At 63.8% G+C, this 24610-nt stretch carries 27 protein-coding genes and 1 pseudogene; 17 read left to right on the top strand and 11 right to left on the bottom strand.

The annotated features are described in order from the left end of the window. Together ACSSV8_RS12420 and ACSSV8_RS12415 are read left to right on the top strand one after the other, a co-directional pair. A complete protein-coding gene (locus ACSSV8_RS12420; RefSeq protein ID WP_454282649.1) occupies nucleotides 1-831 on the top strand; it encodes a carbon-nitrogen hydrolase family protein in 831 nt (276 codons plus the stop codon). After that, on the top strand, nucleotides 832-1272 hold the full coding sequence (locus ACSSV8_RS12415; protein ID WP_454282648.1) for a MarR family winged helix-turn-helix transcriptional regulator: 441 nt from the start codon (nucleotides 832-834) through the stop codon (nucleotides 1270-1272). 6 nt (nucleotides 1273-1278) lie between these two features. On the opposite strand, the gene rlmH is transcribed toward ACSSV8_RS12415, so the two are convergent. The 3 genes from rlmH to ACSSV8_RS12400 form a co-directional block, all read right to left on the bottom strand. Next, the gene (gene rlmH / locus ACSSV8_RS12410; RefSeq protein WP_454282647.1) at nucleotides 1279-1749 is read right to left on the bottom strand and encodes a 23S rRNA (pseudouridine(1915)-N(3))-methyltransferase RlmH; all 471 of its coding nucleotides are present in this window, start codon (nucleotides 1747-1749) and stop codon (nucleotides 1279-1281) included. Then, nucleotides 1750-2115, bottom strand: coding sequence for a ribosome silencing factor (gene rsfS, locus ACSSV8_RS12405; RefSeq protein ID WP_354537692.1), 366 nt, complete (start codon nucleotides 2113-2115; stop codon nucleotides 1750-1752). 182 nt (nucleotides 2116-2297) lie between these two features. Then, entirely contained in the window at nucleotides 2298-3611 is a 1314-nt protein-coding gene (locus ACSSV8_RS12400; protein WP_454282646.1) for a mechanosensitive ion channel family protein, read from the bottom strand. Nucleotides 3612-3705: 94 nt separating this feature from the next. Here ACSSV8_RS12400 and ACSSV8_RS12395 point away from each other — a divergent pair, with 94 nt between their 5' ends. From ACSSV8_RS12395 to ACSSV8_RS12360, 8 genes are all read left to right on the top strand, one after another. Further along, the gene (locus ACSSV8_RS12395) at nucleotides 3706-4635 is read left to right on the top strand and encodes a histone deacetylase family protein (RefSeq protein WP_454282645.1); all 930 of its coding nucleotides are present in this window, start codon (nucleotides 3706-3708) and stop codon (nucleotides 4633-4635) included. Between the two features lie 229 nt (nucleotides 4636-4864). Next, entirely contained in the window at nucleotides 4865-5581 is a 717-nt protein-coding gene (locus ACSSV8_RS12390) for a succinate dehydrogenase/fumarate reductase iron-sulfur subunit (RefSeq protein WP_454282728.1), read from the top strand. Beyond that, nucleotides 5574-5906: a succinate dehydrogenase gene (locus tag ACSSV8_RS12385; protein ID WP_354537695.1), complete on the top strand. Its 333-nt coding sequence runs from the start codon at nucleotides 5574-5576 to the stop codon at nucleotides 5904-5906. Before ACSSV8_RS12390 ends, ACSSV8_RS12385 begins: the two co-directional genes overlap by 8 nt. Beyond that, nucleotides 5903-6244 carry a succinate dehydrogenase, cytochrome b556 subunit gene (gene sdhC / locus ACSSV8_RS12380; RefSeq protein WP_354537696.1) on the top strand — a complete coding sequence of 114 codons (342 nt, stop codon included), beginning with the start codon at nucleotides 5903-5905 and terminating at the stop codon, nucleotides 6242-6244. Before ACSSV8_RS12385 ends, sdhC begins: the two co-directional genes overlap by 4 nt. Beyond that, nucleotides 6244-7998, top strand: coding sequence for an L-aspartate oxidase (locus ACSSV8_RS12375; protein WP_354537697.1), 1755 nt, complete (start codon nucleotides 6244-6246; stop codon nucleotides 7996-7998). The genes sdhC and ACSSV8_RS12375 overlap by 1 nt, the downstream gene beginning before the upstream one ends. Then, on the top strand, nucleotides 7995-8522 hold the full coding sequence (locus tag ACSSV8_RS12370) for a hypothetical protein (protein WP_354537698.1): 528 nt from the start codon (nucleotides 7995-7997) through the stop codon (nucleotides 8520-8522). Before ACSSV8_RS12375 ends, ACSSV8_RS12370 begins: the two co-directional genes overlap by 4 nt. Continuing rightward, nucleotides 8519-9478 carry a fumarate hydratase gene (locus tag ACSSV8_RS12365; protein WP_454282644.1) on the top strand — a complete coding sequence of 320 codons (960 nt, stop codon included), beginning with the start codon at nucleotides 8519-8521 and terminating at the stop codon, nucleotides 9476-9478. Before ACSSV8_RS12370 ends, ACSSV8_RS12365 begins: the two co-directional genes overlap by 4 nt. After that, nucleotides 9475-10146, top strand: coding sequence for a fumarate hydratase C-terminal domain-containing protein (locus ACSSV8_RS12360; protein ID WP_454282643.1), 672 nt, complete (start codon nucleotides 9475-9477; stop codon nucleotides 10144-10146). The genes ACSSV8_RS12365 and ACSSV8_RS12360 overlap by 4 nt, the downstream gene beginning before the upstream one ends. On the opposite strand, the gene ACSSV8_RS12355 is transcribed toward ACSSV8_RS12360, so the two are convergent. Together ACSSV8_RS12355 and ACSSV8_RS12350 are read right to left on the bottom strand one after the other, a co-directional pair. Continuing rightward, on the bottom strand, nucleotides 10143-10886 hold the full coding sequence (locus ACSSV8_RS12355; RefSeq protein WP_454282642.1) for a sulfite exporter TauE/SafE family protein: 744 nt from the start codon (nucleotides 10884-10886) through the stop codon (nucleotides 10143-10145). The two genes, ACSSV8_RS12360 and ACSSV8_RS12355, sit on opposite strands and share 4 nt — an antisense overlap. Beyond that, nucleotides 10883-11791, bottom strand: coding sequence for a LysR family transcriptional regulator (locus ACSSV8_RS12350; protein WP_454282641.1), 909 nt, complete (start codon nucleotides 11789-11791; stop codon nucleotides 10883-10885). The genes ACSSV8_RS12355 and ACSSV8_RS12350 overlap by 4 nt, the downstream gene beginning before the upstream one ends. A 309-nt stretch (nucleotides 11792-12100) precedes the next feature. Between ACSSV8_RS12350 and ACSSV8_RS12345 the strand changes: the two genes are divergently transcribed. The 4 genes from ACSSV8_RS12345 (at nucleotide 12101) to ACSSV8_RS12330 (ending at nucleotide 16349) form a co-directional block, all read left to right on the top strand. Continuing rightward, nucleotides 12101-13078 (top strand): tripartite tricarboxylate transporter substrate binding protein, encoded by a 978-nt coding sequence (locus tag ACSSV8_RS12345; protein ID WP_454282640.1) that lies wholly within the window; start codon nucleotides 12101-12103, stop codon nucleotides 13076-13078. A gap of 48 nt (nucleotides 13079-13126) precedes the next feature. Beyond that, entirely contained in the window at nucleotides 13127-13618 is a 492-nt protein-coding gene (locus ACSSV8_RS12340) for a tripartite tricarboxylate transporter TctB family protein (protein WP_354537704.1), read from the top strand. Next, nucleotides 13615-15105 (top strand): tripartite tricarboxylate transporter permease, encoded by a 1491-nt coding sequence (locus ACSSV8_RS12335; RefSeq protein ID WP_354537705.1) that lies wholly within the window; start codon nucleotides 13615-13617, stop codon nucleotides 15103-15105. Before ACSSV8_RS12340 ends, ACSSV8_RS12335 begins: the two co-directional genes overlap by 4 nt. A 221-nt stretch (nucleotides 15106-15326) precedes the next feature. After that, entirely contained in the window at nucleotides 15327-16349 is a 1023-nt protein-coding gene (locus ACSSV8_RS12330) for an aspartate-semialdehyde dehydrogenase (protein ID WP_354537706.1), read from the top strand. Here ACSSV8_RS12330 and ACSSV8_RS12325 read toward each other — a convergent pair. After that, nucleotides 16325-16828: a hypothetical protein gene (locus ACSSV8_RS12325; RefSeq protein ID WP_354537707.1), complete on the bottom strand. Its 504-nt coding sequence runs from the start codon at nucleotides 16826-16828 to the stop codon at nucleotides 16325-16327. The two genes, ACSSV8_RS12330 and ACSSV8_RS12325, sit on opposite strands and share 25 nt — an antisense overlap. A 121-nt stretch (nucleotides 16829-16949) precedes the next feature. Here ACSSV8_RS12325 and ACSSV8_RS12320 point away from each other — a divergent pair, with 121 nt between their 5' ends. Continuing rightward, complete coding sequence (locus ACSSV8_RS12320; RefSeq protein ID WP_454282639.1) at nucleotides 16950-18563, top strand: DUF4139 domain-containing protein; 1614 nt, start codon at nucleotides 16950-16952, stop codon at nucleotides 18561-18563. Nucleotides 18564-18567: 4 nt separating this feature from the next. On the opposite strand, the gene ACSSV8_RS12315 is transcribed toward ACSSV8_RS12320, so the two are convergent. After that, the gene (locus tag ACSSV8_RS12315; RefSeq protein WP_354537709.1) at nucleotides 18568-19089 is read right to left on the bottom strand and encodes an invasion associated locus B family protein; all 522 of its coding nucleotides are present in this window, start codon (nucleotides 19087-19089) and stop codon (nucleotides 18568-18570) included. Between the two features lie 188 nt (nucleotides 19090-19277). Here ACSSV8_RS12315 and ACSSV8_RS12310 point away from each other — a divergent pair, with 188 nt between their 5' ends. After that, nucleotides 19278-20270, top strand: a complete 993-nt coding sequence (locus tag ACSSV8_RS12310; RefSeq protein WP_454282638.1) for an asparaginase — start codon at nucleotides 19278-19280, stop codon at nucleotides 20268-20270. A gap of 259 nt (nucleotides 20271-20529) precedes the next feature. Continuing rightward, nucleotides 20530-20781 carry an EF-hand domain-containing protein gene (locus ACSSV8_RS12305; protein ID WP_354537711.1) on the top strand — a complete coding sequence of 84 codons (252 nt, stop codon included), beginning with the start codon at nucleotides 20530-20532 and terminating at the stop codon, nucleotides 20779-20781. Nucleotides 20782-20819: 38 nt separating this feature from the next. Here the strand turns inward: ACSSV8_RS12305 and ACSSV8_RS12300 are convergent, their stop codons facing one another. From ACSSV8_RS12300 to ACSSV8_RS12285, 4 genes and pseudogenes are all read right to left on the bottom strand, one after another. Beyond that, nucleotides 20820-21812: a Hint domain-containing protein gene (locus tag ACSSV8_RS12300; RefSeq protein WP_454282637.1), complete on the bottom strand. Its 993-nt coding sequence runs from the start codon at nucleotides 21810-21812 to the stop codon at nucleotides 20820-20822. 78 nt (nucleotides 21813-21890) lie between these two features. Next, nucleotides 21891-22772, bottom strand: a complete 882-nt coding sequence (serB, locus tag ACSSV8_RS12295) for a phosphoserine phosphatase SerB (RefSeq protein ID WP_454282636.1) — start codon at nucleotides 22770-22772, stop codon at nucleotides 21891-21893. Between the two features lie 110 nt (nucleotides 22773-22882). Continuing rightward, the gene (locus ACSSV8_RS12290) at nucleotides 22883-23650 is read right to left on the bottom strand and encodes an amino acid ABC transporter ATP-binding protein (RefSeq protein WP_454282635.1); all 768 of its coding nucleotides are present in this window, start codon (nucleotides 23648-23650) and stop codon (nucleotides 22883-22885) included. 14 nt (nucleotides 23651-23664) lie between these two features. Further along, nucleotides 23665-24516, bottom strand: a pseudogene (locus ACSSV8_RS12285) (amino acid ABC transporter permease); the annotation flags it as partial. Nucleotides 24517-24610: the final 94 nt, after the last annotated feature.

Here is a 24610-nt window from a genome sequence, read left to right as displayed (position 1 = left end):
ATGCGCGCGGCGCTCTTGCAACTCACCTCTGGCGACGACCCGGCCGAGAACCTGGCCACCCTTCGCGCCCTCATGGCCGAGGCGCGCGCAGGGGGGGCGGAATTCATTCTGACACCAGAGGTGAGCAATTGTGTTTCCGCCAGCCGCAGCCATCAGAACGCGGTGCTCACCCCCGAAGAAACCGACCCTGTTCTGGCCGGATTGCGCGAAGAGGCCGCGCGCCTTGATGTCTGGCTCCTGATCGGTTCGCTTGCGCTCAAGACCGACGATCCTGACGGTCGCTTTGCCAACCGGTCTTTTCTGATCGACGACACAGGTGCCATTCGCGTCCGTTACGACAAGATCCACATGTTCGATGTGGACGTCTCCCCGGAGGAGACTTATCGCGAATCGGACGGCTTTCGCCCTGGCACGCGCGCGGCAATCGCAGAGACCCCTTGGGGCAAGGTCGGCCTCACGATCTGCTACGACATCCGCTTTCCCCATCTCTATCGCCGCCTCGCGCAAGCAGGCGCGTCGATTATCACCGTGCCCGCCGCCTTTTCACACATCACCGGGGCCGCCCATTGGGAAAGCCTGCTGCGTGCGCGGGCCATCGAGACGGGGTGTTTCGTTCTGGCACCCGCACAGACAGGCACCCATAGCGCACAACAGGGCAAGACCCGCCGCACCCATGGCCACAGCCTTGCCGTGGCCCCCTGGGGCGAGGTTCTGGCCGATGGCGGCACCGCATCGGGCATCGTCATGGTTGATCTCGACCTCTCGGAAGTGGCACAAGCACGCAAACGCGTGCCTTCCCTGCGCCACGACCGGGAGTTCGACGGCCCCTGAATGGATGAGACAACCAGCAATTCCCTTGCGGTCGCGCTGTTCAGCGAGATCCTGACCAACGAGCAGCTGATTCGCTCGCGGCTCAGCCGTGTGTTGCCAAAGGGCATGGAAATCTCGCATTTCTCGGTGTTGAATCACCTGGCCCGCCTGGGTGACGAGCGCAGCCCGGCGCAGCTTGCCAAAAGCTTTCACGTGACCCGCGGCGCAATGACCAACACGCTCTCCAAACTGGAATGGGCCGGCTACATCCATATCCGCCCCGATTGGGAGGATGCGCGCCGCAAGATGATCTCGATCAGCCCCTCTGGCCGTCAGGCGCGCGATGCCGCCATTTCTGCGATCACGCCCATGGTCTCTGACCTGATCCGTGACCTGGGCGAGGACCGCGTCCGCGCAAGCCTTCCGGTGCTGCGCGAATTGCGCAGCAAGCTGGAGGGTTAAGGCGCATCATTCGCGGTGATAGGGACTGCCCGCAAGGATCGAAGCGGCGCGGTAAAGCTGTTCGGCCAGCATCACCCGCACGAGCATATGCGGCCAGACCATCGGCCCGAACGACAGCACCATATCCGCCCGCGCCCGCAACTCTGGCAAGAGACCGTCCGCCCCGCCGATGAGCACCGCGACATCGCTCCGCCCGGCATCGCGCCACTGCGCGAGGCTATCGGCAAATTCGGGCGAGCGCATCATCCGGCCCCGCTCGTCCAGCGCCAGGACGGCCGCCCCTTGCGGGATTGCCCGCTCCAGCAGCGCCGCCTCGGCGGTCCTGCCGCCACCGCGCCTGTCCTCGACCTCCTGCACGCTCACTGGGCCGAGGCCGAGCGCGCGCCCGGTCCGGTCGAACCGTTCAAGATAATCGTCGATCAACGCGCGTTCCGGTCCGGTGCGCAACCGGCCGACCGCGCAGATGCGCAGCCGCATTCAGATGCGGGCGGTGGCGGCCTGCCCGGAGGGCAACCACATCTTCTCGAGCTGGTAGAACTCGCGCACCTCTGGGCGGAACACGTGGACGATGACATCGCCCGTGTCGATCAGCACCCAATCGCCGGTTTCCTTGCCTTCGATCCGGGATGGCACGCCGTGCTCCTGCTTGAGCCGGTCCACAAGCTTTTCGGCGATGGCCGAAACCTGCCGTGAGGACCGCCCCGAGCAGATCACCATGTAATCGCCCATGGCCGATTTGCCGCGCAGATCAATCTGCACGATATCTTCGGCCTTGTCATCGTCGAGGGATTTGAGGATCGCCGCAAGCTGCGCTTCGCTATCCGAGAGGTGTGCGGCCGTCATATGGACCGCCGCCATATCTGCGGCAGGGGCCGCATGAGACATGAGAGACAGGACATTGTCCTCCTTGGTTGCGCACCGCGATGCCGCGATGCCGATTGTGTTTCAAACGTAGCAAGAGAAGCGTGACTTTTCAATGAACGCCCGTGCTTGGGATCCGCAAAACGCGGAGAAGTGCGTGAATTTTACCCATTTGCGCCGGTTTGGTCCAGCATCCGAACCTCGCGCTGAGGAAAGGGAAACGAGATGCCCTCCGCCTGAAACGCATCCCAGAGCGCCAGATAGACATTGCCGCGAATATTCGTGAGCCCCTGAGTGGGGTCCCGAATCCAGAAACGCAGAATATAATCCACACTGCTGTCGCCAAAGCCCACGATGTGACAGACAGCGGGCGGGTCGGTCAGCACGCGACCGACAGCGCCCGCCGCCGCGACTGCGATCTTGCGCACTTTGTGCGGATCGTCGCCATAAGCAGTGCCGAAAAAAATATCGAGCCGCACGAAATCATTGGAATGAGACCAGTTGACCACCTGCCCGGTGATCAGGTCCTCGTTCGGGATAAGGTATTCGCGCCCGTCTCGCGTGGTGATCGAGACATAGCGCGCGCCAAGGCTGTTGATCCAGCCGAATGTCTCTCCAAGGCTGATCACGTCGCCCGGCTTGATCGACTTGTCCAACAGGATGATGACGCCAGAAACGAGATTGGACACCACTTTTTGCAGACCAAAACCAAGACCCACGCCAATGGCCCCCGAGAGCACGGCTAGCCCGGTAAGATCGAACCCGACGGCGCGCAACCCGATGAAAAACGCCGCGCCATAAAGCAGCACCTGAAGCAGCTTGACCGCCAGCACCTGCATCGACGGCGAAATATCGGCATTGCGGCGGATGCGTGCCGCGCTTGTGGTCGAAACGAACCGCGCCATGGCGAAAAGCGCGCCGATCACGATCACCGCCTGCACCACGATCCAGAGCGACAGCCGCGTGTCGCCGATCTCGATCGCCCAGCCTTCCAGCAGCGTCCGCGCCTCGTCGGTCAGGTTGAGAATGACAAGCGTGACCCAGGTCCAGCCGGCATAGCGCACCGCCGCGCGCAGGAATCCGTTGCCGATCAGCCGCGTCACGATGGCGATGACCAGCCAGGCCAGCGCCAGTTCGGCGGCAACGGCGAGCAGAAAGGACCGGCTCGGCCAGGTCATCGCGCGCATGATCCAGACGGTCGGCCAGATCAGTGACACGAAGAATATCAGCCGCAACCGGCGGTGCAGCATCACCAAAAGCCGCATCCGCCATTTCGGCCAGCCTTCGCGCTCCCGCATCCAGGCATGACAGGCCGGACCAAGCCACCGCTCCAGCAGATGCGCCACCGCAAACAGCGCTAGCGCGATGCCCACCTGATAGGCGTTCCACGGCCGCAGCAGGCTACGCAGGAACGTTTCGCCCTGCGCCCAGAGCCCGAGCGCGATCTCCTGCGTGAGCGTAACGGCTTCGCTTTCCATCCGCCAAGAGTGGCACGCGCCCCCCACCCCGACAAGCCCGCTCTGGACAACCGACCGGAATCCGGGTCTTTTCCTGCCAGGATGGAGGAGTGCCATGACCACAGCCCTGATCACCCATGACGATTGTCTCGACCACCTCACGCCGCCGGGCCATCCCGAACAGGTGGCGCGGCTCACAAGCGTGTTGACCGCACTCGAGGGCAAGGACCTGCGCCGCGTGAACGCGCCTTTGGTGGCCGAGGATGACCTCTTGCGCGTGCACCCGAAATCCTATGTCGAGAGCATCCGCGCCGCCGCCCCCGCCGAGGGACGCGTGCAGCTTGACGCCGATACCTGGATGTCGCCCGGAAGCCTCGCCGCGGCGCATCGCGCCGCCGGGGGTGCCGTGCGCGCGGTTGATCTGGTGCTCTCGGGCGAGGTGCGCAACGCCTTTGTCGCCGCCCGCCCGCCGGGGCATCATGCCGAGCGCGAAACACCGATGGGATTCTGCCTTTTCGGCAATGTCGCGGTCGCCGCGAAACATGCGCTGGTCCATCACGGACTTGCGCGCGTGGCGGTGGTGGATTTCGACGTGCATCACGGCAACGGCACGCAGGACCTGCTCGAGGATGAGCCTCGCGCGCTCTTCGTCTCGTCGCATCAATTCCCGCTCTGGCCCGGCACCGGCACCGCCGACGAGACCGGACCGCACGACACCATCCTCAACGTGCCCCTCGCCCCCGGCACCGGCTCGGAGGGGTTTCGCCGCACCTATCAGGAGACGGTCTTTCCCCGCGTTGCGGCCTTCCGGCCCGATCTGATCCTGGTCTCGGCGGGTTTCGACGCGCACCGGGCCGATCCGCTCGCGGAATTGCGGCTCGAGACCGAGGATTTCGCCTGGGTTACCGAGCGGCTCTGTGACCTCGCGGATGCGCATTGCGGCGGGCGATTGGTGAGCTGCCTCGAGGGCGGCTATGACCTCGACGCGCTGGCCGAGAGCGCGGCGGCGCATGTCGATGTGCTGATCGCTCGCGCGGCGGGCTGAGGGCACTGCGCGTCGGAGGTGTCGCGACCTTCTGTGCATCGGCGTCGCAACGATGCCGACCGCCTGCCGGAGCCAGGGAATGGCTTTCGTGTTTTGCCATGAGTATGGAAATCCTGGCTTACAATAACCATTAGATTTTATTCCTTTTGGTTAGCTGGCCTGATAATTACACTCGGTCCTGTAGTCAGCGCAGCAGCCAAGGGGCCCGCCCGTGAGCACAGATCACGACATGTTGGACGTCACCGTCCAGCGCGGCACGGCGGATCATGTTCATCATGACCGCTTTCAGGTGCCCGCCCGCGACAACCAGACCGTTCTGGACGTGGTGACGTGGATCCAGCAGATGGCCGATCCGACGCTCAGCTATCGCTTTGCCTGCCGCGTGGGCATGTGCGGCTCTTGCGCCATGATGGTCAACGGCGTGCCGCGCTGGACGTGCCGCACCCACGTCAGCCGCGTTGCGGGCGATGGGCGGCTCGACATCGCGCCCCTGCGCAACCTTCCGGTGATCAAGGATCTGGCGACGGACATGGACCCGTTCTTTGACAAATGGGTCGCCGCCGAGGCGCGGCATCATCCGACACGCGGACGGCTGGAAGAGTTTGACCCGATCAAGCCGGACGCGCCAGACCGGGCCGAGGCCAATCTTGGCATCGAATGTATCAACTGCGGCATCTGCTACGCCGCCTGTGACACGGTGGCAGGCAACCCCGATTATCTGGGACCCGCCGCATTGCAACGCGCCTGGACCCTGCTCAACGACAGTCGTGATGCAGACCGGCCGGGTATTCTGGCGGCGGTCTCGGGCAAGGGCGGTTGTCATAACTGTCACTCGATGGGCAGTTGCGCGCAGTATTGCCCCAACGGTTTGAACCCGATGCGCGCGATTGCGGGGTTAAAGCGGGAAACGGTCAAGGCGGCCTTGCGGGGGAAACGCGATGCTTGATCTGCGGCTCTACATGGCGCAACGCCTGAGCGCGCTGGTGATGGCACCCTTGGTCCTTGGACATATCGCGGTGATGATCTACGCCATTCAGGGCGGGCTCAGCACGGCGGAAATCCTTGGCCGCACCCAAGGCAGTCTCCTGTGGTTCCTGTTTTACGGCACCTTTGTTATTGCGGTCTCCATCCATGCCGCCATCGGGGTGCGTGTCATCGCACATGAATGGCTGCGCCTGCGCGGCGTCGCCCTAAGCGTGCTGACATGGGGCATTTGTGCGGCCCTTCTCGCCCTTGGTCTCAGCGCCGTTTTCGCAGTGACACTGCCATGAAACAGCCGCCCCGGTCGCACCCTCTCTGGCTAGCGTTTGTGCTGCACCGCCTCTCGGGTCTGGCGCTTGCACTCTTTCTGCCTGTGCATTTCTGGCTCTTGTCGCAAGCGATCACTGCACCTGCGCGGCTTGATGGCTTTCTTGCCTTTGCCGAAAACCCGCTGGTGAAGATTGCCGAATTCGGCCTCGTCTTTCTGCTTGCCGTCCATATGTTCGGCGGCCTGCGCCTCATGGCGCTCGAATTCCTGCCATGGTCTGACCGTCAGAAAACATTGGCGGCGGGGGCGGTGGGCGTGGCGCTCTTTCTCTCTGGCACGTTTTTCCTGAGGGCGATCTGATGACCCATATCGACCGGCACGACACGGATATTCTGATCATCGGCACCGGCGGCGCTGGGCTGTTCGCGGCGCTCCATGCGCAGCAGTCGGCACCTGCGGGCACGCGGATCACCATTGCCGTCAAGGGCCTTATTGGGAAATGCGGTTGCACGCGCATGGTGCAGGGTGGCTACAACGTCGCATTGGGGAACGGCGACACGGTCGAGCGGCACTTCATGGATACAATCCGGGGCGGCAAGTGGCTGCCCAATCAGGATATGGCGTGGAAGCTCTGCGAACAGGCGGTGGTGCGCATCCACGAGCTTGAGAATGAAATCGGTTGTTTCTTTGACCGCAACCCCGATGGCAGCCTGCACCAAAAGGCGTTCGCCGGGCAAACCGCCGACCGCACCGTGCACAAGGGCGACCTCACGGGCATCGAGATCATCAGCCGGTTGATGGAGCAGGTTCTGGCGCGGCCCGTCGACAAGCTACAGGAACACCGCGCCATTGGCCTCATTCCCACCCGCGACGGCAGCGCGCTCGCGGGCGTGCTCTTCATCGACATGCGCACGGGCGGGTTCCGGCTGGTGCGCGCCAAGACGGTGCTGATGGCGACGGGTGGCGGCCCGACCATGTATAAATACAACACGCCCTCGGGTGACAAGACGATGGATGGTCTTGCCATGGCGCTGCGCGCGGGGCTGGAATTGCGCGATATGGAGATGGTGCAGTTCCATCCCACGGGCCTCTTGGCAGGGGACCACACCCGCATGACCGGCACCGTGCTGGAAGAGGGCTTGCGCGGCGCAGGCGGTCAGCTTCTGAACGGCGCGGAAAACCGCTTCATGTTCGACTATGACCCGAAAGGCGAACGCGCCACCCGCGACGTGGTCAGCCGCGCCATCTATTCCGAGATGCGCAAGAACAACACGTCTGCGAATGGTGGCGTCTTTATCTCCATGGCCCATCTTGGCCCCGACAACGTGCGCGCCAGGTTCCCCGGCATGGTCAAGCGCTGCGCCGATAGCGGCTTTGATCTGGCCGGTGGTCTGGTGGAGGTGGTGCCGACCGCGCATTATTTCATGGGCGGCGTGGTGGTCGACCCCGAAACCCGCACGGCGATGGAGGGGCTTTACGTGGCCGGAGAGGATGCAGGCGGCGCGCATGGCTCCAACCGTCTGGGCGGCAATGGCGTGGCCAATTCCACCGTCTATGGCGGGGTGGCGGGCGATGTGATGGGCGCGGATATCCGCGCCATGGGCGCGCTGCGCGATCCCTGCCCAGAGGTGTTGCAGGCCGAAATTGACCGCGCCCTGCATCCCCTCACGCGCCCGCCCGCGCCGGTCCATCCCCTGCGCACCGCCCTGCAAGAAGCGATGTGGGAGGATGTCGGCGTCCTGCGCACCGCCACGGGAATGGAGCGTGGCTTGAGCCGCGTTGCCGAGATTTCCGATGCGCTGATGGATGTCGGCGTCGCGGGCGATAATCTGGCCTTCAATCTCACATGGCACGATTGGCTCAACCTGCGCTCGCTCTGCGATGTATCCGAGGCGATCACGCTCGCAGCCCTTGCCCGCGAAAACTCACGCGGCGCGCATTACCGCGAGGATTTCCCCGACGAGGGCGATCTCGATGCGTCCTATTATACCGTGATCACGCAGACGGGCCGCGATCCGACCGTGCGCCGTGACCCGGTGCAATTCACCATCATCCGCCCCGGCGAGACGATCCTTCCCGAGAAGGAGCCCGAAACACTGGTGGCCGCGCAATGATGAAGTATTTTTGTGATTTGCCCGTCTATCGTATCAGTGAAAAGGGGTATTATCGACGCCGAGATATCGAAATATCAAAGCGCGTGGAAATGTGTATGAGGCGTCTCGATCCTTCGGAGGAAATGTTGCGGCGCAATCGCGAATGGCGTGAACAGCGTTTTTACGAGAAATACGGCCCTTGGAGTTTCAATGAGATCATTGGTTACTTAAAGCTACACTTTCTCGGCTCTCAAATCCGCGGTGAATTTTTTTCCGCTGAGAAGAGTCGAGTAGGATTAACAAGAAAGAAGCTTTTTACATGGCAAACTTTCAAGCTAGCGCCTGAAGAACAGCTATGGGGTGAGGAAACTAACGAGGAAATTATTAAGGCGATAAGGACATATATAGCGGCATGCAAAAAAGAACTTCGCAAGGGTCGCGTGATTGATACGCATAACTTTGACGCGCTTGCGGATTATGTCGATTGGCGCTCTTTTCTGGGTTGGGCAGACGATCGAAATACTGAGGAGCAGAGAGCGCAATGATCCCGATCGACCTCATCCAGAGCACCGCCGAAACCTTGATGGACAAGGCGGCCATAGAAATTCCCGAGGATTACCTTTTGGGCCTTGAGGTTGCGGCCGAGACCGAGGATGGCGATCTGTCGTCCTTTGTCCTTCAGGCCATGCTGGAGAATTACAAGGCGGCCAAGGAGGACCGGCGCGCGATGTGCGGCGATACCGGCTGTCCGCGCTGGTATGTGAAAATGGGCAACGAGGCCCGGATAGAAGGCGGGCCGGTCGCGCTCGAATCCGCGCTGCGGCGGGCGACGGCCAAGGCGACCTATGATGTGCCCCTGCGCCCCAACCGCGTGCATCCGCTCTGGCGCACCGATCACAACAACAATGTCGGCATCGGCGCGCCCGAAATCGAATACGGGTTCGAGCCGGAGGGCGAGTGGATCGACCTCATCACCGTGCACAAGGGCGGGCTTTTCGGCACCGATTACCGGATGCTGTTCCCAAGCGACGGGATCGAGGGGATCAAGCGGTTTTACCTCGACAGCCTTGTCGCCTTTGGCAAGCGTGGGCTGGCCTGTCAGCCGGCGATCATCGGCATCGGCCTCGGGGGCTCCAAGGATACCTGTATGGTGCTGGGCAAGCGCGCCGCCTGCCTGCGCGTCGTGGGCAGCGAGAACCCGGACCCGAAAATTGCGGCGCTGGAGAGGGAGTTCAAGGATCTGGGCAACTCCATCGGCATGGGGGCCATGGGGTTTGTCGGCAAGAACATGGTGATCAATTGCAACATCGAGGTGGGCTATTGCCATACCGGGGGCATGCAGATGTCGGTGCATGCCTTTTGCCTGTCGTCCCGTCGGGCCGTGGCGCGCCTCTATCCTGATGGACGCGTCGCATACCGCACCGACCCCGACTGGTTCACCCCCTATCAGCGCCGTGAAACCGTCGAGTGGCCGGGCGGCGCGCAGGAGGCCGCCGAATGACCAAACCCCGCGAAATCCGCCTCAGCACCACGCCCACGCCAGAGGCGCTGGCCGAGTTGCGCCTTGGCGATATCGTCTATCTCGACGGGTTGCTCTATACGGCGCGCGAAGGCGTCTACATGCGCGCGCTGGAGGAAAAGGCGAATATCCCGCTGGAATTGCCCAGCCAGAGTGCTGCGAATTTCCATTGCTCTCCCGCCGCTGCCATTCGCCCCGATGGGTCGTTCAACATGGGGGCTGTCACGGCCACCGCCTCTTTCCGGTTTGCCAAATGGTTGCCGGAATGGATGGCCAAGACCGGCGCCAAGCTGATCATCGGCAAGGGCGGTATGTCGTCCAGGGATTACAAAGCCTATTTCGTGCCCAATGGCGCGATTTACCTCTCGACCGTGGGCTATGGCACCGGTGCGCTTTTGGGCCGCGGCATCGAAAAGGTAGAGGCGGTTCATTGGCAAGAGGAACTGGGTCTGGCGCAGGCGATGTGGGTCATTCGCTGCAACAGGATGGGACCGTTCATCGTGGCCTCTGATCTTGAGGGAAATTGCCTCTTCGAGCGCGAGAACGCCAAGATCGCGCAGAACCTCGCACGGGTCTACGAGGGCACGCGCCCCGCGACGCTCAAACGCTATGGCGAGACGGATGACCGCTCTGACGAGGTGATCGGCTAAAACAGGTCCCGCAGCAAAAGCACGGCACCTGACACGAATGTCATCACGATCAGCAGGCGGCGAAAGGCGGCATCCGTCAGGCGGCGAAACACCGCAATGCCGATCTGTGCGGCCAGCAGGGACGCCGGCAAGGCAATCACCAGATAGGCCAGTGTTTCGCGTGTATACGCGCCCCGGAACGCCAGCAGCACCATCGTCACCGCCAGAACGGCCACATTGAACGGTTGCAGCACCGCGCGCGTTTCGTGTCTGGGCCAGGGGCGCAGGGCGCACCACATCATCGGCAGCGCCCCCGAGAGCGCGGCCGCGCCGCCCAGAACACCGCCCGCGAACCCCACGAGCATATCCAGAACCGGTGTCGGGCGCTCGAACCGGGGCAGACGCGCGCGCAGCGAGAAATAGCCGCCATAAAGCAGCAACATCCCCGCAATCACCAGTTTGAGCGTGCGCGCGTCGATCATGCCGAGGATGACCACCCCCAGCGGGATGCCGACAAGGGCGGGCATCAAAAACCGCATGAGCCGCGCGGGCCGCGCCGTGATCGCATGGCGCACCACCCATATCCCCTGCAACCCGGTCACCACCGAAAGCGCCACCACAATCGCCACCGCCTGCACGGGCGGCATCACGATCAGGAAAAACCCGAGCGCGAAAAGCGCCGTGCCGAACCCGGCAAGCCCGTTGATCAGGCCGCCCGCCACGGCACCGGCAATCACATACGCCACGACCTCGGGGGTCATCGCGCCGCCGCTTTCGTGGCCGGGGTGAATACGCCGATCGCCACCGCGCCAAGCAGGGCCTTGTGGATCTCCTGAATGACCCGCACGCGCGGATTGTCGCGCCGCCACGCAAGGCTCAGAACCCGCACCGGCGCGCCATCAGGCAGCGGCAGGCGTTTGAGCGGCAACGGGTTGAAGCCGCGCACGCAGCGCGCGGGCACGATCGACACGCCCAACCCGGCCAACACCATGCTGGCGATCGCCTCCAGCCCTTCCAGTTCCATGGTGACCGACACCTTGATGCCGCTCTCGCGCAACCAACTGTCGATCAGGCTGCCCACCACCGCGTCACGGCTGAACCGGATGAACGGATAGTGCGCCAGCAAGTCCAGCGGATCAGCGCTCTCGGCGGTCTCGGGGGCCAGCAAATGCATCGGTTCCGCGGCCACATCGGCATATTCCATATCCGGCAGCATCGGGCCCTGCCGCGACAGGACCGCCGCATCCAGCGCACCGCGATCCACCTCGGAGACAAGTGGCGTGGTCATGCCGGGAAAGATCCGCACATGCAGATCCGGGTAGCTGTCCTTCAGAAGGCGCACCGACAGCGGCGTGAGACCGGTCAGCGTCATCGGCACAGCCCCGAGCGAAATCTCGCCCTGAAACCCCTCGTCCCCCAGAACCGACGGCACGATCCCGTCATAGGCGCGCACGATCTCACGCGCGCGCGCAACAAAGGCCCGGCCCGCCGGGGTGAGTTCGGGGGTGCGCCGCGAGCGGTCGAACAGGGCCACGCCCCATTCCTCCTCAAGGCTGCGCATTTGCTGGCTGACGGCCGCATGGGTCACGAACACCGCATCCGCTGCCGCGCTGAACGTGGTGTGATCCTCCACCGCAATCAGGGTCCGCAGACGCCGGATAGACATGCCGACACTCCTTTTGTAAGATTTTACGTCAATTTATGTAAAATAATATCACTTAGGTTAAGCATCTCTTAAGGTTAATACATAATCCATGTGGCTCGCAACCGTTCGCAAGATGCGCGACCGAACCCGCGCCGCATCGGACCGTGTCGGGCTACGGCGTGCGGTCACAGGGGAGGGAGGGATAAGTTTTCCCCTAAAGGGGAGCAAAACGACAGGGCTGATCTCTGCGGCGGCCGTTTTCGGCATTGCACGATGATCGGCGAACGTTACGCTCCGCAACACAAGATCAACAAAGCACAGGAGAGGAACATGACTGCCAAAGCACTAGCGAGCGCGCTTGCCCTCGGAGCCAGTCTTGGCGCGACGGCGGCCTTCGCCGAATATCCCGAACGTCCCATCAACATGGTCATTCCCTACAGCGCCGGCGGGGCCACCGACATTTCCGCCCGCAGCATCGCCGAGCCTCTGGGCAAGGCTGTGGGCCGGCCGCTTGTGATGTCCAACATCACCGGGGCTGGCGGGGCGACCGGTTCGGTTGCGGTGCAAAACGCCAAGCCCGACGGCTACACCATGCTGTTCGCCCGCGTCGGCTCGCATACCGTCAACCCTGCGATGAAGGAAACGCTGCCTTATACGCTCGACGATTTCCGCTTTGTCACCGTCTATGAAATCAACCCCGTCGCCTGTGCGGTGCGCCCCGATTCCGGGATCGAGAGCATGGAGGATCTGGTGGCGCTGACCGAAAGCGAGGGCACCAGCTACAGTTCGTCCGGCGTCGGTTCCATGCTGCATCTGGCGGCGGTATTCGTGCTTGACGAGTTCGGCGTCTCGGACCCGCTGGAAAAGGCCACGCATATTCCGCAAAAAGGCGGCGGCGAGGCGGCGACCGCGGTGCTCAACGGAACGGTGACGTTTATTTGCACCAATACGTCGGCCTTGGCGAGCTTCGTGGCCAATGGCCAGCTCAAGCCGCTGATGGTCACCACAGACGAGCCGGTGCCGGGCTTTGATGTGCCCTCGGCCAGGTCTCTGGGCAGGCCCGACCTGACGCAGCTTGTGGGTTGGACCGGCATTGCCGGGCCAGATGATCTGCCCGACGACATCGCCGCAAAATGGGGCGAATGGATCGCGGAGGCTGCCGGAAACGAGACCTTCGTCGAACAGATGACAGCGCGCGGTTCGGTGATCGAGGTCATGAGCCCCGAGGACGCCGACGCTTTTATCCAGCGGCAATACGAGACCTTCCGCGCGTTGGTCGATAAACTGGGAATGCGGATCGAGGGCTGACAGGATCCGCAACACACTTGATCGAGACGGCGGCCGGGGAGGGTCAGGGTGAGCAAACGCGCAATACAATTCCAACTGGGCATCGGTGCGTGCCTCGCTTGCCTCTTCCTGATCCTCTACGCCATTCCCCACTGGATTTCCTCGCCCAGCAATATGCGCAACATCGTGCTGTCGCCCCGGTTCTGGCCCAGTATCGTCGCCGGGCTGACCGGGCTTGTGGGGCTTGGCCTGCTTGTGGTCAGCCGCAGCACGCCGCATGACCGCGGCCCCGCCAACACGCCCATCGACGCCCCCCGCGCGGGCCTGCTCCGATTGACGGGTCTGGCCGGGCTGATGATTGCGACATTCTGGTTGCTGCCGCGCCTCGGCATGGTCTGGGTGTCGATCCCGGCGTTTCTCGCCCTCGCCTTTCTGGCCCGGACGCGCCACCCGAAGACCGCGCTGGTCTGCGCCGTCGCGGTCCCGGTCCTGCTCTATGGCTTTTTCGCCCATGTCGCCGGCATCGCCATTCCGCAAGGCGATTATGTGAGGCTGCCATGAGCATGATCGACAACGTGATGGCGGGCTTTGCGCTGGTCGGCAATGTCGACGCCTTTCTCGCGCTTGCCATCGGCATCGTGATCGGCGTGATTGGCGGTGCGATACCGGGGATTTCGGCGACGATGGCGGTGGCGTTGGCGCTTCCCTTCACCTTTCCGATGCAACCGGTCAACGGCATCCTTCTGCTTCTGGGTGTCTACAAGGGCGGTATCTTCGGCGGTTCGATCCCGGCCATCCTGATCAAGACACCGGGCACGCCCGCCTCATCGGCGACCATCCTGGACGGTCACCCGATGGCCGAGCGCGGCGAGGCCGGGCGCGCTCTGGGCATGGCGCTGTGGGCATCCTGCACCGCGGATGTGATCTCGAACCTGTCATTGATCCTCTTGGCTGGCTGGCTTGCCTCCTTCGCGCTCAGCTTCGGCCCGCCGGAATTCTTTGCACTGATCCTGTTCTCGCTGACCATCATCGCGGGCGTCTCGGGCGAAAGCCTGCTGCGCGGCGCGCTCTCGGCGCTTCTGGGGCTGCTGTTGGCCACGATCGGGCTTGACCTGGTCTATGGCACGAACCGCTTTACCTTCGGCAACCCGAACCTGATGGGCGGGTTGAATTTCATCGCCGTTCTGATCGGCCTGTTTGCCATTCCAGAGGTGATAAACACGGTCTGGAACCCGACGGGCCATGTGGGCAAGGTCCGGACTCTTGGCAGCAAATGGGTGACAGTCGCCGATTATCGCCGCTGCTTCCGGTCCATCTTGCGTGGCAGCTTCATTGGCGTCTTTCTCGGATCCATCCCCGGCATCGGGGCTGCTCCAGCGGCGTTTCTGTCCTATTCCGAGGCGCGGCGCACGTCGCCCAACAAGGCAAATTTCGGCAAGGGAGAGATTGAGGGCGTCGCCGCCTCGGAGGCGGGCAACAATGGCGTGGCGGGTGCCACCCTCATCCCGCTTCTGGCGCTTGGCGTCCCCGGTGACGTGATCACCGCGATCATCATCGGGGCGTTCATGGTCCACGGGCTGCAACCCGGACCGATGATGTTCGTGATGAATGTGGATATCATCTATGGGCTGTTCATCGGGTTGATCCTGTCCTCGGGCCTGCTGTTCATCGTGGGCAGCCTGGCCATTCGCGGCTTCAAGCCCGTGGCGGACATCCCCAAGCGCATTCTCATGCCGATTGTGCTGGTGCTGTGCATCTACGGGGTGTTCGCGGTCAACAACAGCATCTTTGACGTGGGCGTGATGTTCGTGATGGGCTGGGTCGGTTTCCTGATGTCGCGGTATCATATCCCTGCGGCGCCCTTTCTCATTGCCTTCATCCTTGGCCCTCTGCTCGAGGACAACTTCCGCCAGTCGATGCTGATGTCCGGGGGCACACCCGATATCCTTCTGCGCGGGCCGATCACCTGGTTTTTCTGGGCGCTGACGCTGATAACGATCATTGCCATCACCCGGGGCACGCTTGACAAGGCACGGGAAAAGGACTGAGCGGCACGGGCTGACAGGCCCAGAACCGACGCGCATGCTCAAGGGGTTTCGCCGCAAACTTTCTGTCCGGCTTTCACCGTGTCGCGCTTTTCTCGGGCGTGCTGGCGCCTGGTCTCGCACTCCATCGCTTCAGCCGCGACAGCCTCGACTGAGCAAACCGCTTTTATCCCGCGCCGCTTGCCTGTATGACGCCCCCGCAACCCCGCACTGGAGGCAACATCATGGGTTACAAGGTCGTCGTCGCGGGCGCCACGGGCAATGTGGGCCGCGAAATGCTCAACATCCTGGCCGAGCGCCAGTTTCCGGTCGATGAGATCGCCGTGCTGGCGTCGCGCCGGTCGCTTGGCACCGAGGTGAGCTTTGGCGACCGAACTCTCAAGACCAAGGATCTGGATACGTTCGATTTCACCGGATGGGATATTGCGCTTTTCGCCATCGGCTCGGACGCGACCAAGATCTACGCCCCCAAGGCGGCCAAGACGGGCTGTATCGTGATCGACAACTCGTCGCTCTACCGCTACGACGCGGACGTGCCGCTTGTCGTGCCAGAGGTGAACCCCGAGGCGGTTCTGGGCTATGCCAAGAAAAACATCATCGCCAATCCCAACTGCTCCACCGCGCAGATGGTGGTGGCGCTCAAGCCGCTGCATGACCGCGCCCGGATCAAGCGCGTGGTGGTCTCGACCTATCAATCGGTCTCGGGCTCGGGCAAGGCGGCGATAGACGAACTTTGGGACCAGACGAAATCCGTCTACAATCCGACCGACAATTACCAGGCGAAGGTCTACCCCAAGCAGATCGCCTTCAACGTCATTCCCCAGATCGACGTCTTCATGGAGGACGGCTCGACCAAGGAAGAGTGGAAGATGGTGGTCGAGACCAAGAAGATCATCGATCCGAAAATCAAGGTGACGGCGACCTGCGTGCGCGTGCCGGTCTTTGTCGGCCATTCCGAGGCGATCAACATCGAGTTCGAGGAGTTCCTCGACGAGGACGAGGCGCGCGACATCCTGCGCGAGGCGCCCGGCGTCATGGTGATCGACAAGCGCGAGCCGGGCGGTTACGTCACGCCCATCGAATGTGTGGGCGATTACGCCACCTTCATCAGTCGTATCCGGCAGGACAGCACCATCGACAACGGGTTGAACCTCTGGTGCGTCTCCGACAACCTGCGCAAGGGCGCGGCCCTCAACGCGGTGCAGATCGCCGAGACGCTGGGTCAGCGGGTATTGAAGAAAGGCTGATCCTCCTCGATGATCATGTCCTCGTCGGGCGCGCCCTGCGGTGCGCCCGATTGCGTTTCCGAGAGCATCCGCTCGGCCAGCCAACCATGAGGGTGGCCGGGAAAGGGCGCTTTGAACCGACGCATCAGGCGGCTGTAGCTGAAGCCAAGCTCTGACGCCTTGCACAGCCGCCGATCATCCGGCCAGTCATGCAGCGCCAGACCGCCACCCGCGGCGCGCAGCGCGTAGCCTTTTGCCATCAGCCGCGCTTGCAGTTCCCGCCAGTTCCGCGCGCCCGCCAAATCCCCCGCGAGGCGCGCACGCAAGGGCGCGACGAGCCGCTCATCCGCCCGGATGGGCGGCCTCGCATTGCATGCCCGCGAGATTTCGCGCGCCAGGAGGTCGCGTATCATTTGCCCGACGGTCACATCGCGCTCCTTCGCTAGCCTTGCGGCAGCGTGCAGCAACTCCTGCGGCATTTTCATCTCGACCCGTTCCATCACCCCATCACATCCCGAATCGGGTAAAAACGGCGTTAATTCGCGCAAGCGGGTCGCGCCCGCTTGCGCATGGCCGCCTCCCGCCCGAGAGTGCCATCGTGCGATTTTCAGGAGCCTCCCCATGCGTGCCCTCATCTTCTGCCTTGCCTGCCTGCCCTTTGCCGCGTTGGCCGAGGACATCCCCCTCACCAGCCGGGTAAGCGCCGTCACCCTCTATCCGCAAGGTGCCAGCGTCACCCGCGAGGTGCCTTTTGCCATGCCCAAAGGCGCGCATGACCTGATCCTCGCCGACCTGCCCCGGAGCACGCCGCTTGCAGCGATCCGCGTCACGATTGGCGGTGCGCGGATGGGCGGCGTCAGCACGCGCAGCGATTATGTCCCGCCCCGCCCCGAGACCGAGAGCGAGGCCTACATGGCTGCGAAAACCGAGGTGGAGCGCCTGCAAGACGCACTGCGCGACGCCCGCGCCGGTATCGCCGACATCCGCCTCGAGGCCGAGGCGGCGAGCGCGCGCATCGCCTTTCTCGACGGCATCGGGCAGGGCGACGGGCTGGCAGCCCTCGGCCCCGACGCGTTGCGCGATCTGGCGGGCATGATCGGTGCCGAAACGCTTGCCGCACGCCGCGAGAGCACCGAGGCCACCCGCCGGGCCGAGGCCGCCGAGCGCGGCCTCGCGGATCTGATGCAGGAGCTGGCCCGCGCCGAGCAGGCGCTCAAGGCGCTTGTGCCCGAGACACAGGCGCGCGCCATGCTCGCCGTCAGCGTCACCGCCGAGACCGCGACCGAGGGGATGCTTCACGTGACCTACACCATCCCCGACGCGGGCTGGCAGCCGCTCTATGATCTGCACCTTGCCCGCGAGACCGGTGCGCTGCGCATCGAGCGCGGGGCCTTCGTGCATCAGCATACCGGCGAGAACTGGCGCGACGTGGATCTGACACTTTCGACCCGCCGCCCCTCGGAACAGGGCGCGCCGGGGGATATCTGGCCGTGGATCCCGCGTCTTGCCGATCCCGAAGAGATCGCCCCGATGCCGCGCATGAAGGCCGACGGCGTGGTGCTGATGTCCGCGCCCATGCTTGAGGGAGCCGCCGACATGGCACAGCCGGAGTTCGACGGCTTGGCCGTAAGCTATGCCTATCCCGCGCCGGTCAATGTCGCCACCGGGGCTGATCGCGTCCGCCTGATGCTGCCGCCTCTCGACGCAGAGGCCGGGATCACGGCCCGCGCCGTTCCGCTGCTGGACGAGACGGCGTTTCTTCTGGCGCGCGTCACGATCCCGGCCGAGGAGGTGCTGTTGCCCACGCCCGAAGCGCGGTTCTATCTCGACGGGCGCTATACCGGGCAACGCTGGTTGCCGCTGGTGGCGGGGGGCGATGAGGCGGATCTGTCCTTTGGCCCGATCGAGGGGCTGCGCCTGTCGCGCGTGGTCCGGGAGCGCATTGAGGGCGACCGTGGCCTCATCACCCGCGCCACGGAGGCGCGCGAGGAGGTGGAGATCGCGGTCGAGAACCTGACCGGCACCGCCTGGCCGGTCCATCTGCTTGACCGCGTGCCGGTCTCCGAGCAGACCGACCTGCGCATCACATGGGAAGCCTCACCGCCGCCCGACGAAAAGGATGTCGAGGACAGGCGCGGCGTGCTCGGCTGGCGTTTTGAACTGCCCGGAGGGGAACGGCGCACCATCACGCTGAACACGCGGATGAACTGGCCCGAAGGAAAGGTGCTGCGATAAGCGCTTACTTGCAGCGCTTTTCGGCCTCGTCCACCGCTGCCGTATAGCCAAGGAGCGAGAACGTATCCTTGGTCTGAGTGCCGCGCGCCGAGCGCGCGGTCAGCACCGCATCGACCCCGCGTTTCATCGCGGCAAGGATTTTCGCGTCATCCTCGGCGCTGGCGGGCCAGGCCCATTCCCCCTCGGTGAAAAGCTCGTATCCCTCGTCGCCGACGCGCATGTTCACGGTCGAGCCGGGGGCGAAGGGATAGCCGCCGGTAAAGGTCACCTGCCCCTGCACACCCGCACCGGGGCGAAAGAAGGTCATCAACAGGATATCGCCCCGCCGCACCGCGACCACACGCCCGTCACGGGTATTGACCGTCTCTGTCGGGGCCGAGACCGCCCAGCATTCGCGCGGGTCGGATTCCTCGAACACGCTCCATGCCGTGCTGGTGGCCACCTGGTTCGTGCTTGTGCCTTGCGCTGCCACGCCCGTCGCTATCGCTCCGGCCAGAGCGAGTCCTGCCGCAATCCGTGCTATCATTGTCCAGCCTCCAAGCCGTCCGTGCCTCAATATCTTCGGTCGCGCGTCGCCCTTTACGGGATCGTTGTTTTATGCGACCTGTTCCTACTCGACGATGCAACATTATCCTGAAACAGGCGAGAAGTGAAAGGTGGAATTGGCGGATTTTCGCCCGCCCGGCCTGCCCCCGCTCGCCCCGGAGCCCGCACATGACCCAAGCTGTCCCCCTCACCGAAATCTGGCGCGGCCCGCAGCCCGAGAGCGTGCATCTGGGACACGCGGTGATCTGTGACGCCTCGGGCGGTATCGTCGAGGCCTGGGGCAACGCGCAAGAGGTGGTGCTGCCGCGCTCCTCGGCCAAGATGATCCAGGCGCTGCCGCTCCTGACCTCGGGCGCGGCGGATGCGCACGGGCTCGGCACCGAGCAACTCGCTCTGGCCTGCGCCTCGCATAGCGGGGCCGCGATCCATACCGATCGTGTCACCCGCTGGCTCGATGGGCTTGGCCTTGCCGATGCGGATTTCCGCTGCGGCGCGCATATGCCCTCCGACCCGGCGGCACACAAGGCCCTGCTTTGCTCGGACACCGCGCCCTGTCAGGTTCACAACAACTGTTCGGGCAAGCATGCGGGGTTTCTGACCCTCAACCGGCATCTTGGCGGCGGGCCAGACTATGTTGACCCCGGCCACCCTGTGCAGCGCGCGGTGATGGAGGCGTTCGAGATGACAACCGGTGAGACCTCGCCCTATTATGGCATCGACGGCTGTTCCGCCCCCAATCCGGCCACCACATTGCAGGCCATGGCGCGCGCGATGGCATGGTATGCGGCGGCCTCCGAGGACACGGTCGAGGAGCGCGCCGCCCGCAGGCTTTGGCAGGCGATGGTGGCCCATCCCGATCTTGTCGCGGGCGAGGGGCGCGCCTGCACCGAGTTGATGCGCGCCTGTTCCGAGCCGGTCGCTCTCAAGACCGGGGCCGAGGCGTTCTTCATCGCCATCCTGCCCGAGCGCAAGATGGGCGTCGCGCTCAAGATCATCGACGGCGGAACGCGCGGCGCGGAATGCGCCATTGCCTCGATTCTCGTGCGGCTTGGTGTGCTCGATCCCGATCATCCGTCCGCGCACAAGTTCCGCAATGCGCCCATCACCAACTGGCGCGGGATCGAGACCGGTGCGATTCGTCCCGCCACCGCCCTGGCCTGAACGTCCCATCGGCAGGGATTGACCGATCGCGGTCGTCGGCGCTTTTCCGGCGCTGCCCTGCCCAAAGACACCGTCGCGCTCGGCGGTCCGTGGCCAAGGCTGTTTTGGCGGCGGAAGAACGCTCAACCGAGACGTGTATTCCGGCGCGCTTCCGCGTCAATCCCGCCTCTCCGCCCCATCCCCGAGACACGGCATACGGTCCGGGACAGTCTCTCCGCACGGGGGCGCAACAGCCCCTGCAACCGAAGGAGAAAACGTCATGACCATGAAACGCACCCTGACCGCGACCATGATCGCCCTCACCCTGCCCATGGCCGCTCTTGCCGCCGATTTCGACACGCTTGACGGCGATAGCGATGGCTATGTCTCGATGGCAGAGTTTCAGGAGGCTCTGCCCGGCCTGTCGGCCGATGCCTTCCTGAGCGCAGACAGCAACGCCGACGGTGCGCTCAGCCCCGAGGAGGTGAGCGCCGCGCAATCCGAAGGCATCCTGCCGCCAAGCGAGGGCTGACCCTTGCCGCCGGGGCGCGATGGCGCCCCGGTATCCCGTCAGGCGACAAGCGCGCTTTCCCATCGTCGCAGACAGCGCCGCGCCGTGCTTCCTGTCTCTTCCGTCCCCGCCAGTTCGGGAAACAGCGCGTCGATCTCGGCACGCTGCGCGGCGTCGAGCGTTCCGGTTGCCATCGCGCCCAGATGCAGGCTCTCGCTCGGGATACCTTCGGCAAAGATCACCTCATGCGCCTCGAAGGCAAGGTGAACGTAGGTTATCCGTGATCGGGGCACCTGCCGGATGGTGCGCCCGTTGACCAGATGCAGCGCCGCGGCCAGAACCTGCGTCTGCCCGAAATGGACCTCGGCGCGCCAGCCCTCGATCAGCATCCGGTGCTGCGGCGAGACCACCAGATCGCGCCAGTTCCCAAGAGCGCCCGCCGTGATCTCGACCGGGGCCATGGCACCGCGCCCCGGCACGGTGCGTCGTCCGCTCCAGACAACCGGTTGCAGCCCGTGATCGAGCGTGCGCACAAGATCGCCGGGCCGGATCGCCTCGATGGCCAGAGGGCCAGTATCGGTCTCGATCAGCGTTCCGGCAGCATAACAGGGAAAGACCGGCGGATCGGGCGGGAAGGTTTCAAATGAAAGCTGCTGATCACGGGGCGGGTTGATCCCCGGCCCGTATTGCAGCGTTCCCGACGTGATCCCGGTCACGTCGATGACGATATTCGCCGGGTTGGTGATGATCTGATGGTTGCCCGACGAGGCCCGCCCCTGAAACTGATCATGTTGCGGGTTGAGGCTTGAGAAAAGCGGCGGCGACGGCGGGTCGGTGTCGGGCCAGACGTAAACATCCACGAACTGCCCGTTGGAAAACAGCGTGTCTCCGTCATTCACCTGCCGCACCACGATGCGGAACACATCCGTTGCACTGCCAAGCGTCTGGACCCCTTGCAGGGTCACCTTCATCCCGTTGCTGTTCCCGCTCGTCGAAACGCTTGAAAACGTGCCAATCTGATCGCCGGTGAGGAAAAGCTCGACCTCAGCCATTCATGTGCCCTTTACAACAGATCCCCCCAGGATTTGTTGTCGCGGCTGATCACACGATGCCTGAAACGACCGCGCGGTTCAAGGACAAGCCGGGGCAACGAACGCCTCGCGGGAATAGCCCTGAAGGTAGAGCAGCGCCGTCAGGTCACCGTGGTTGATGCGGATATCGCATTCTGCCGCGACGCTCGGCTTGGCATGGAGCGCCACGCCCGCGCCCGCGCGCGCCAGCATCCCCAGATCGTTCGCCCCGTCGCCGACCGCGATCACATCGCCCGCCGTGATCCCCAGCCGCGCCGTGATCTCGTCCAGCGCGCGCACCTTGGCATCGCGTCCCAGGATGGGGCGTGCCACATCGCCAATGAGCCGCCCGCCCTGGGCCAGGAGCATGTTGGCGCGGTTCTCGTCAAAGCCGAGCCGCGCCGCGATGGCCTGCGTGAACGCGGTGAACCCGCCCGAGACCAGCGCGCAATAGACCCCGTGCGCCTTCATCGTGGCAATCAGGGCGGGGCCGCCCGGCATGAGGGTGATGCGCTGCGCCAGAACCTCGCCGATGACCGTCTCGGGCAGATCGCGCAGGAGCGCCACGCGCTCGATCAGCGCGCCCTCGAAATCAAGCTCGCCATTCATCGCCCGCGCCGTGATCGCGCGCACATGCGCGCCCACGCCCGCCATCTCGGCCAGCTCGTCAATACATTCCTCGCGGATCATGGTGCTGTCCATGTCGGCCAGCAGCATCCGCTTGGCGCGCCCGTCAGCGGGCTGCACGACCAGATCGACGCGCGCGCGCTGTAATTCTTCCCAGATGTCCCAGCGGTTGCCGGGGATCTCTGCCATCTCGAACTCTGCCGCCTCATCAGGCGCAAGCCAGCGCAGATCGCCGCCGCCCCAGGCATTGCGCAGCGCCTCGGCCAGCGCGGGCGACAGCGCGCCCACGGGCGCAATCAGGGTGGTGGTGAACATGGGGCGGGTCTCCGGCGCGGTTTCGCGCATGTTCTAGCCGGGTTTTCCGCCACGAAAAAGCCCGCGCCGACAGGTGCCGGGCGCGGGCGGTCTTGCGGTCTGTCGCGGTGTCAGTGACCCAGAATCTGGCTCAGGAAAAGCTTGGTGCGTTCCGATTGCGGGTTGTTGAAGAACTCTTCGGGTTCGTTCTGCTCCACGATCTGCCCCTGATCCATGAAGATCACCCGGTTCGCCACCTTGCGCGCAAAACCCATCTCATGCGTCACGCAGAGCATGGTCATGCCTTCTTCGGCAAGCTCGATCATGGTGTCGAGCACCTCCGAGATCATCTCGGGATCAAGCGCCGATGTCGGCTCGTCAAAGAGCATGATCCGCGGCCTCATGCAGAGCGACCGGGCAATCGCCACCCGCTGTTGCTGACCGCCCGAAAGCTGACCCGGGTATTTGTCGGCCTGTTCCGGAATCTTCACCTTCTTGAGGAAATGCATGGCAATTTCCTCGGCTTCTCGCTTGGGCGTCTTGCGCACCCAGATCGGGGCCAGCGTGCAATTCTCCAGAATGGTCAGATGCGGGAAAAGGTTGAAGTGCTGGAACACCATGCCCACTTCCGACCGGATCCGGTCGATGTTCTTGATGTCGTTTGACAGCACCGTGCCATCCACGGTGATCGAGCCTTTCTGATGCTCTTCCAGCGCGTTGATGCAGCGGATGAGCGTCGATTTCCCCGAACCCGAGGGCCCCGCGATGACGATCCGCTCGCCCTGATAGACGGTCAGGTCGATATCGCGCAGCACGTGGAAGGCGCCATACCATTTGTTCATCTTGGTGATCTCGACCGCGACCTGATCGGAGACCTGCATTTGTGTTTCTGCGGCCATGATGAGGGCCCTCCTTACCGGTGATCGGTCTGAAGCTGACGCTCCAGCCATTGCGAATATTGCGAAATGCCGTAGCACACGATGAAGAACAGCAGGCAGGCAAAGCCAAAGAGCTCCCAATAGACACCGTTCCATTCGGTCGAGGCAAGGATCGGCCCCCGGATCATGCCGACGATGTCGAACATCGAGATGATCGAGACGAGCGTGGTATCCTTGAAGAGGCCCACAGCCACGTTGACGATGCCGGGGATCGAGATCTTGAGCGCCTGCGGCAGGATGATGAACTGCATCGCCTGTGCGTAATCAAGGCCGAGACTGTCCGCCGCCTCATACTGTCCGCGCGGCAGCGCCGCGAGGCCACCCCGGATCACCTCGGCGATATAGGCCGAAGAGAACATCGTGATCATGATGATCACCCGCAGGATAAGGTCGAACGTCGTGCCGGGTGGCAGGAAGTAGGCCAGCACCACGTTGGCCACGAACAGGAGCGTGATCAGCGGCACGCCGCGAATGAACTCGATGAACACGACGCAGATCCACTTGATGATCGGCATCGAAGATTGCCGCCCGAGCGCCAGCAGGATCCCGATCGGCAGTGACAGCGACACGCAGATCACCCCCAGCATCAGGTTGATCATGAACCCGCCCATGTCGCGCGACGCGACCGGCTCGAGCGCCATGACCCCCTCCATCGGCGTGGTGACAAAGCCCGCTGCCCACCAGACCACCATTGCCGCGACAAAGCCCGCCAGCACCGCGACACCGGCACTGACCGTAAGCATCCGGCGATAGACCAAAGCGCCCGCCAGGACGCCCACGAGGGCCGCGATCGGCACCAGCACCGTCCCGCCCCAGATCAGCCAATAGGGGTCTGATGCCGGAGGGGGCAGAATAGTACGCTAAGGGCTGATTTTGGCTCCTGTGCGGTGCAAAGTTCTGTAGATCGTTGGCCTTGAGACC

The organism is Roseovarius sp. MBR-79 (genome assembly GCF_053628555.1).
This window is presented reverse-complemented; position numbering and strand designations above follow the sequence as displayed.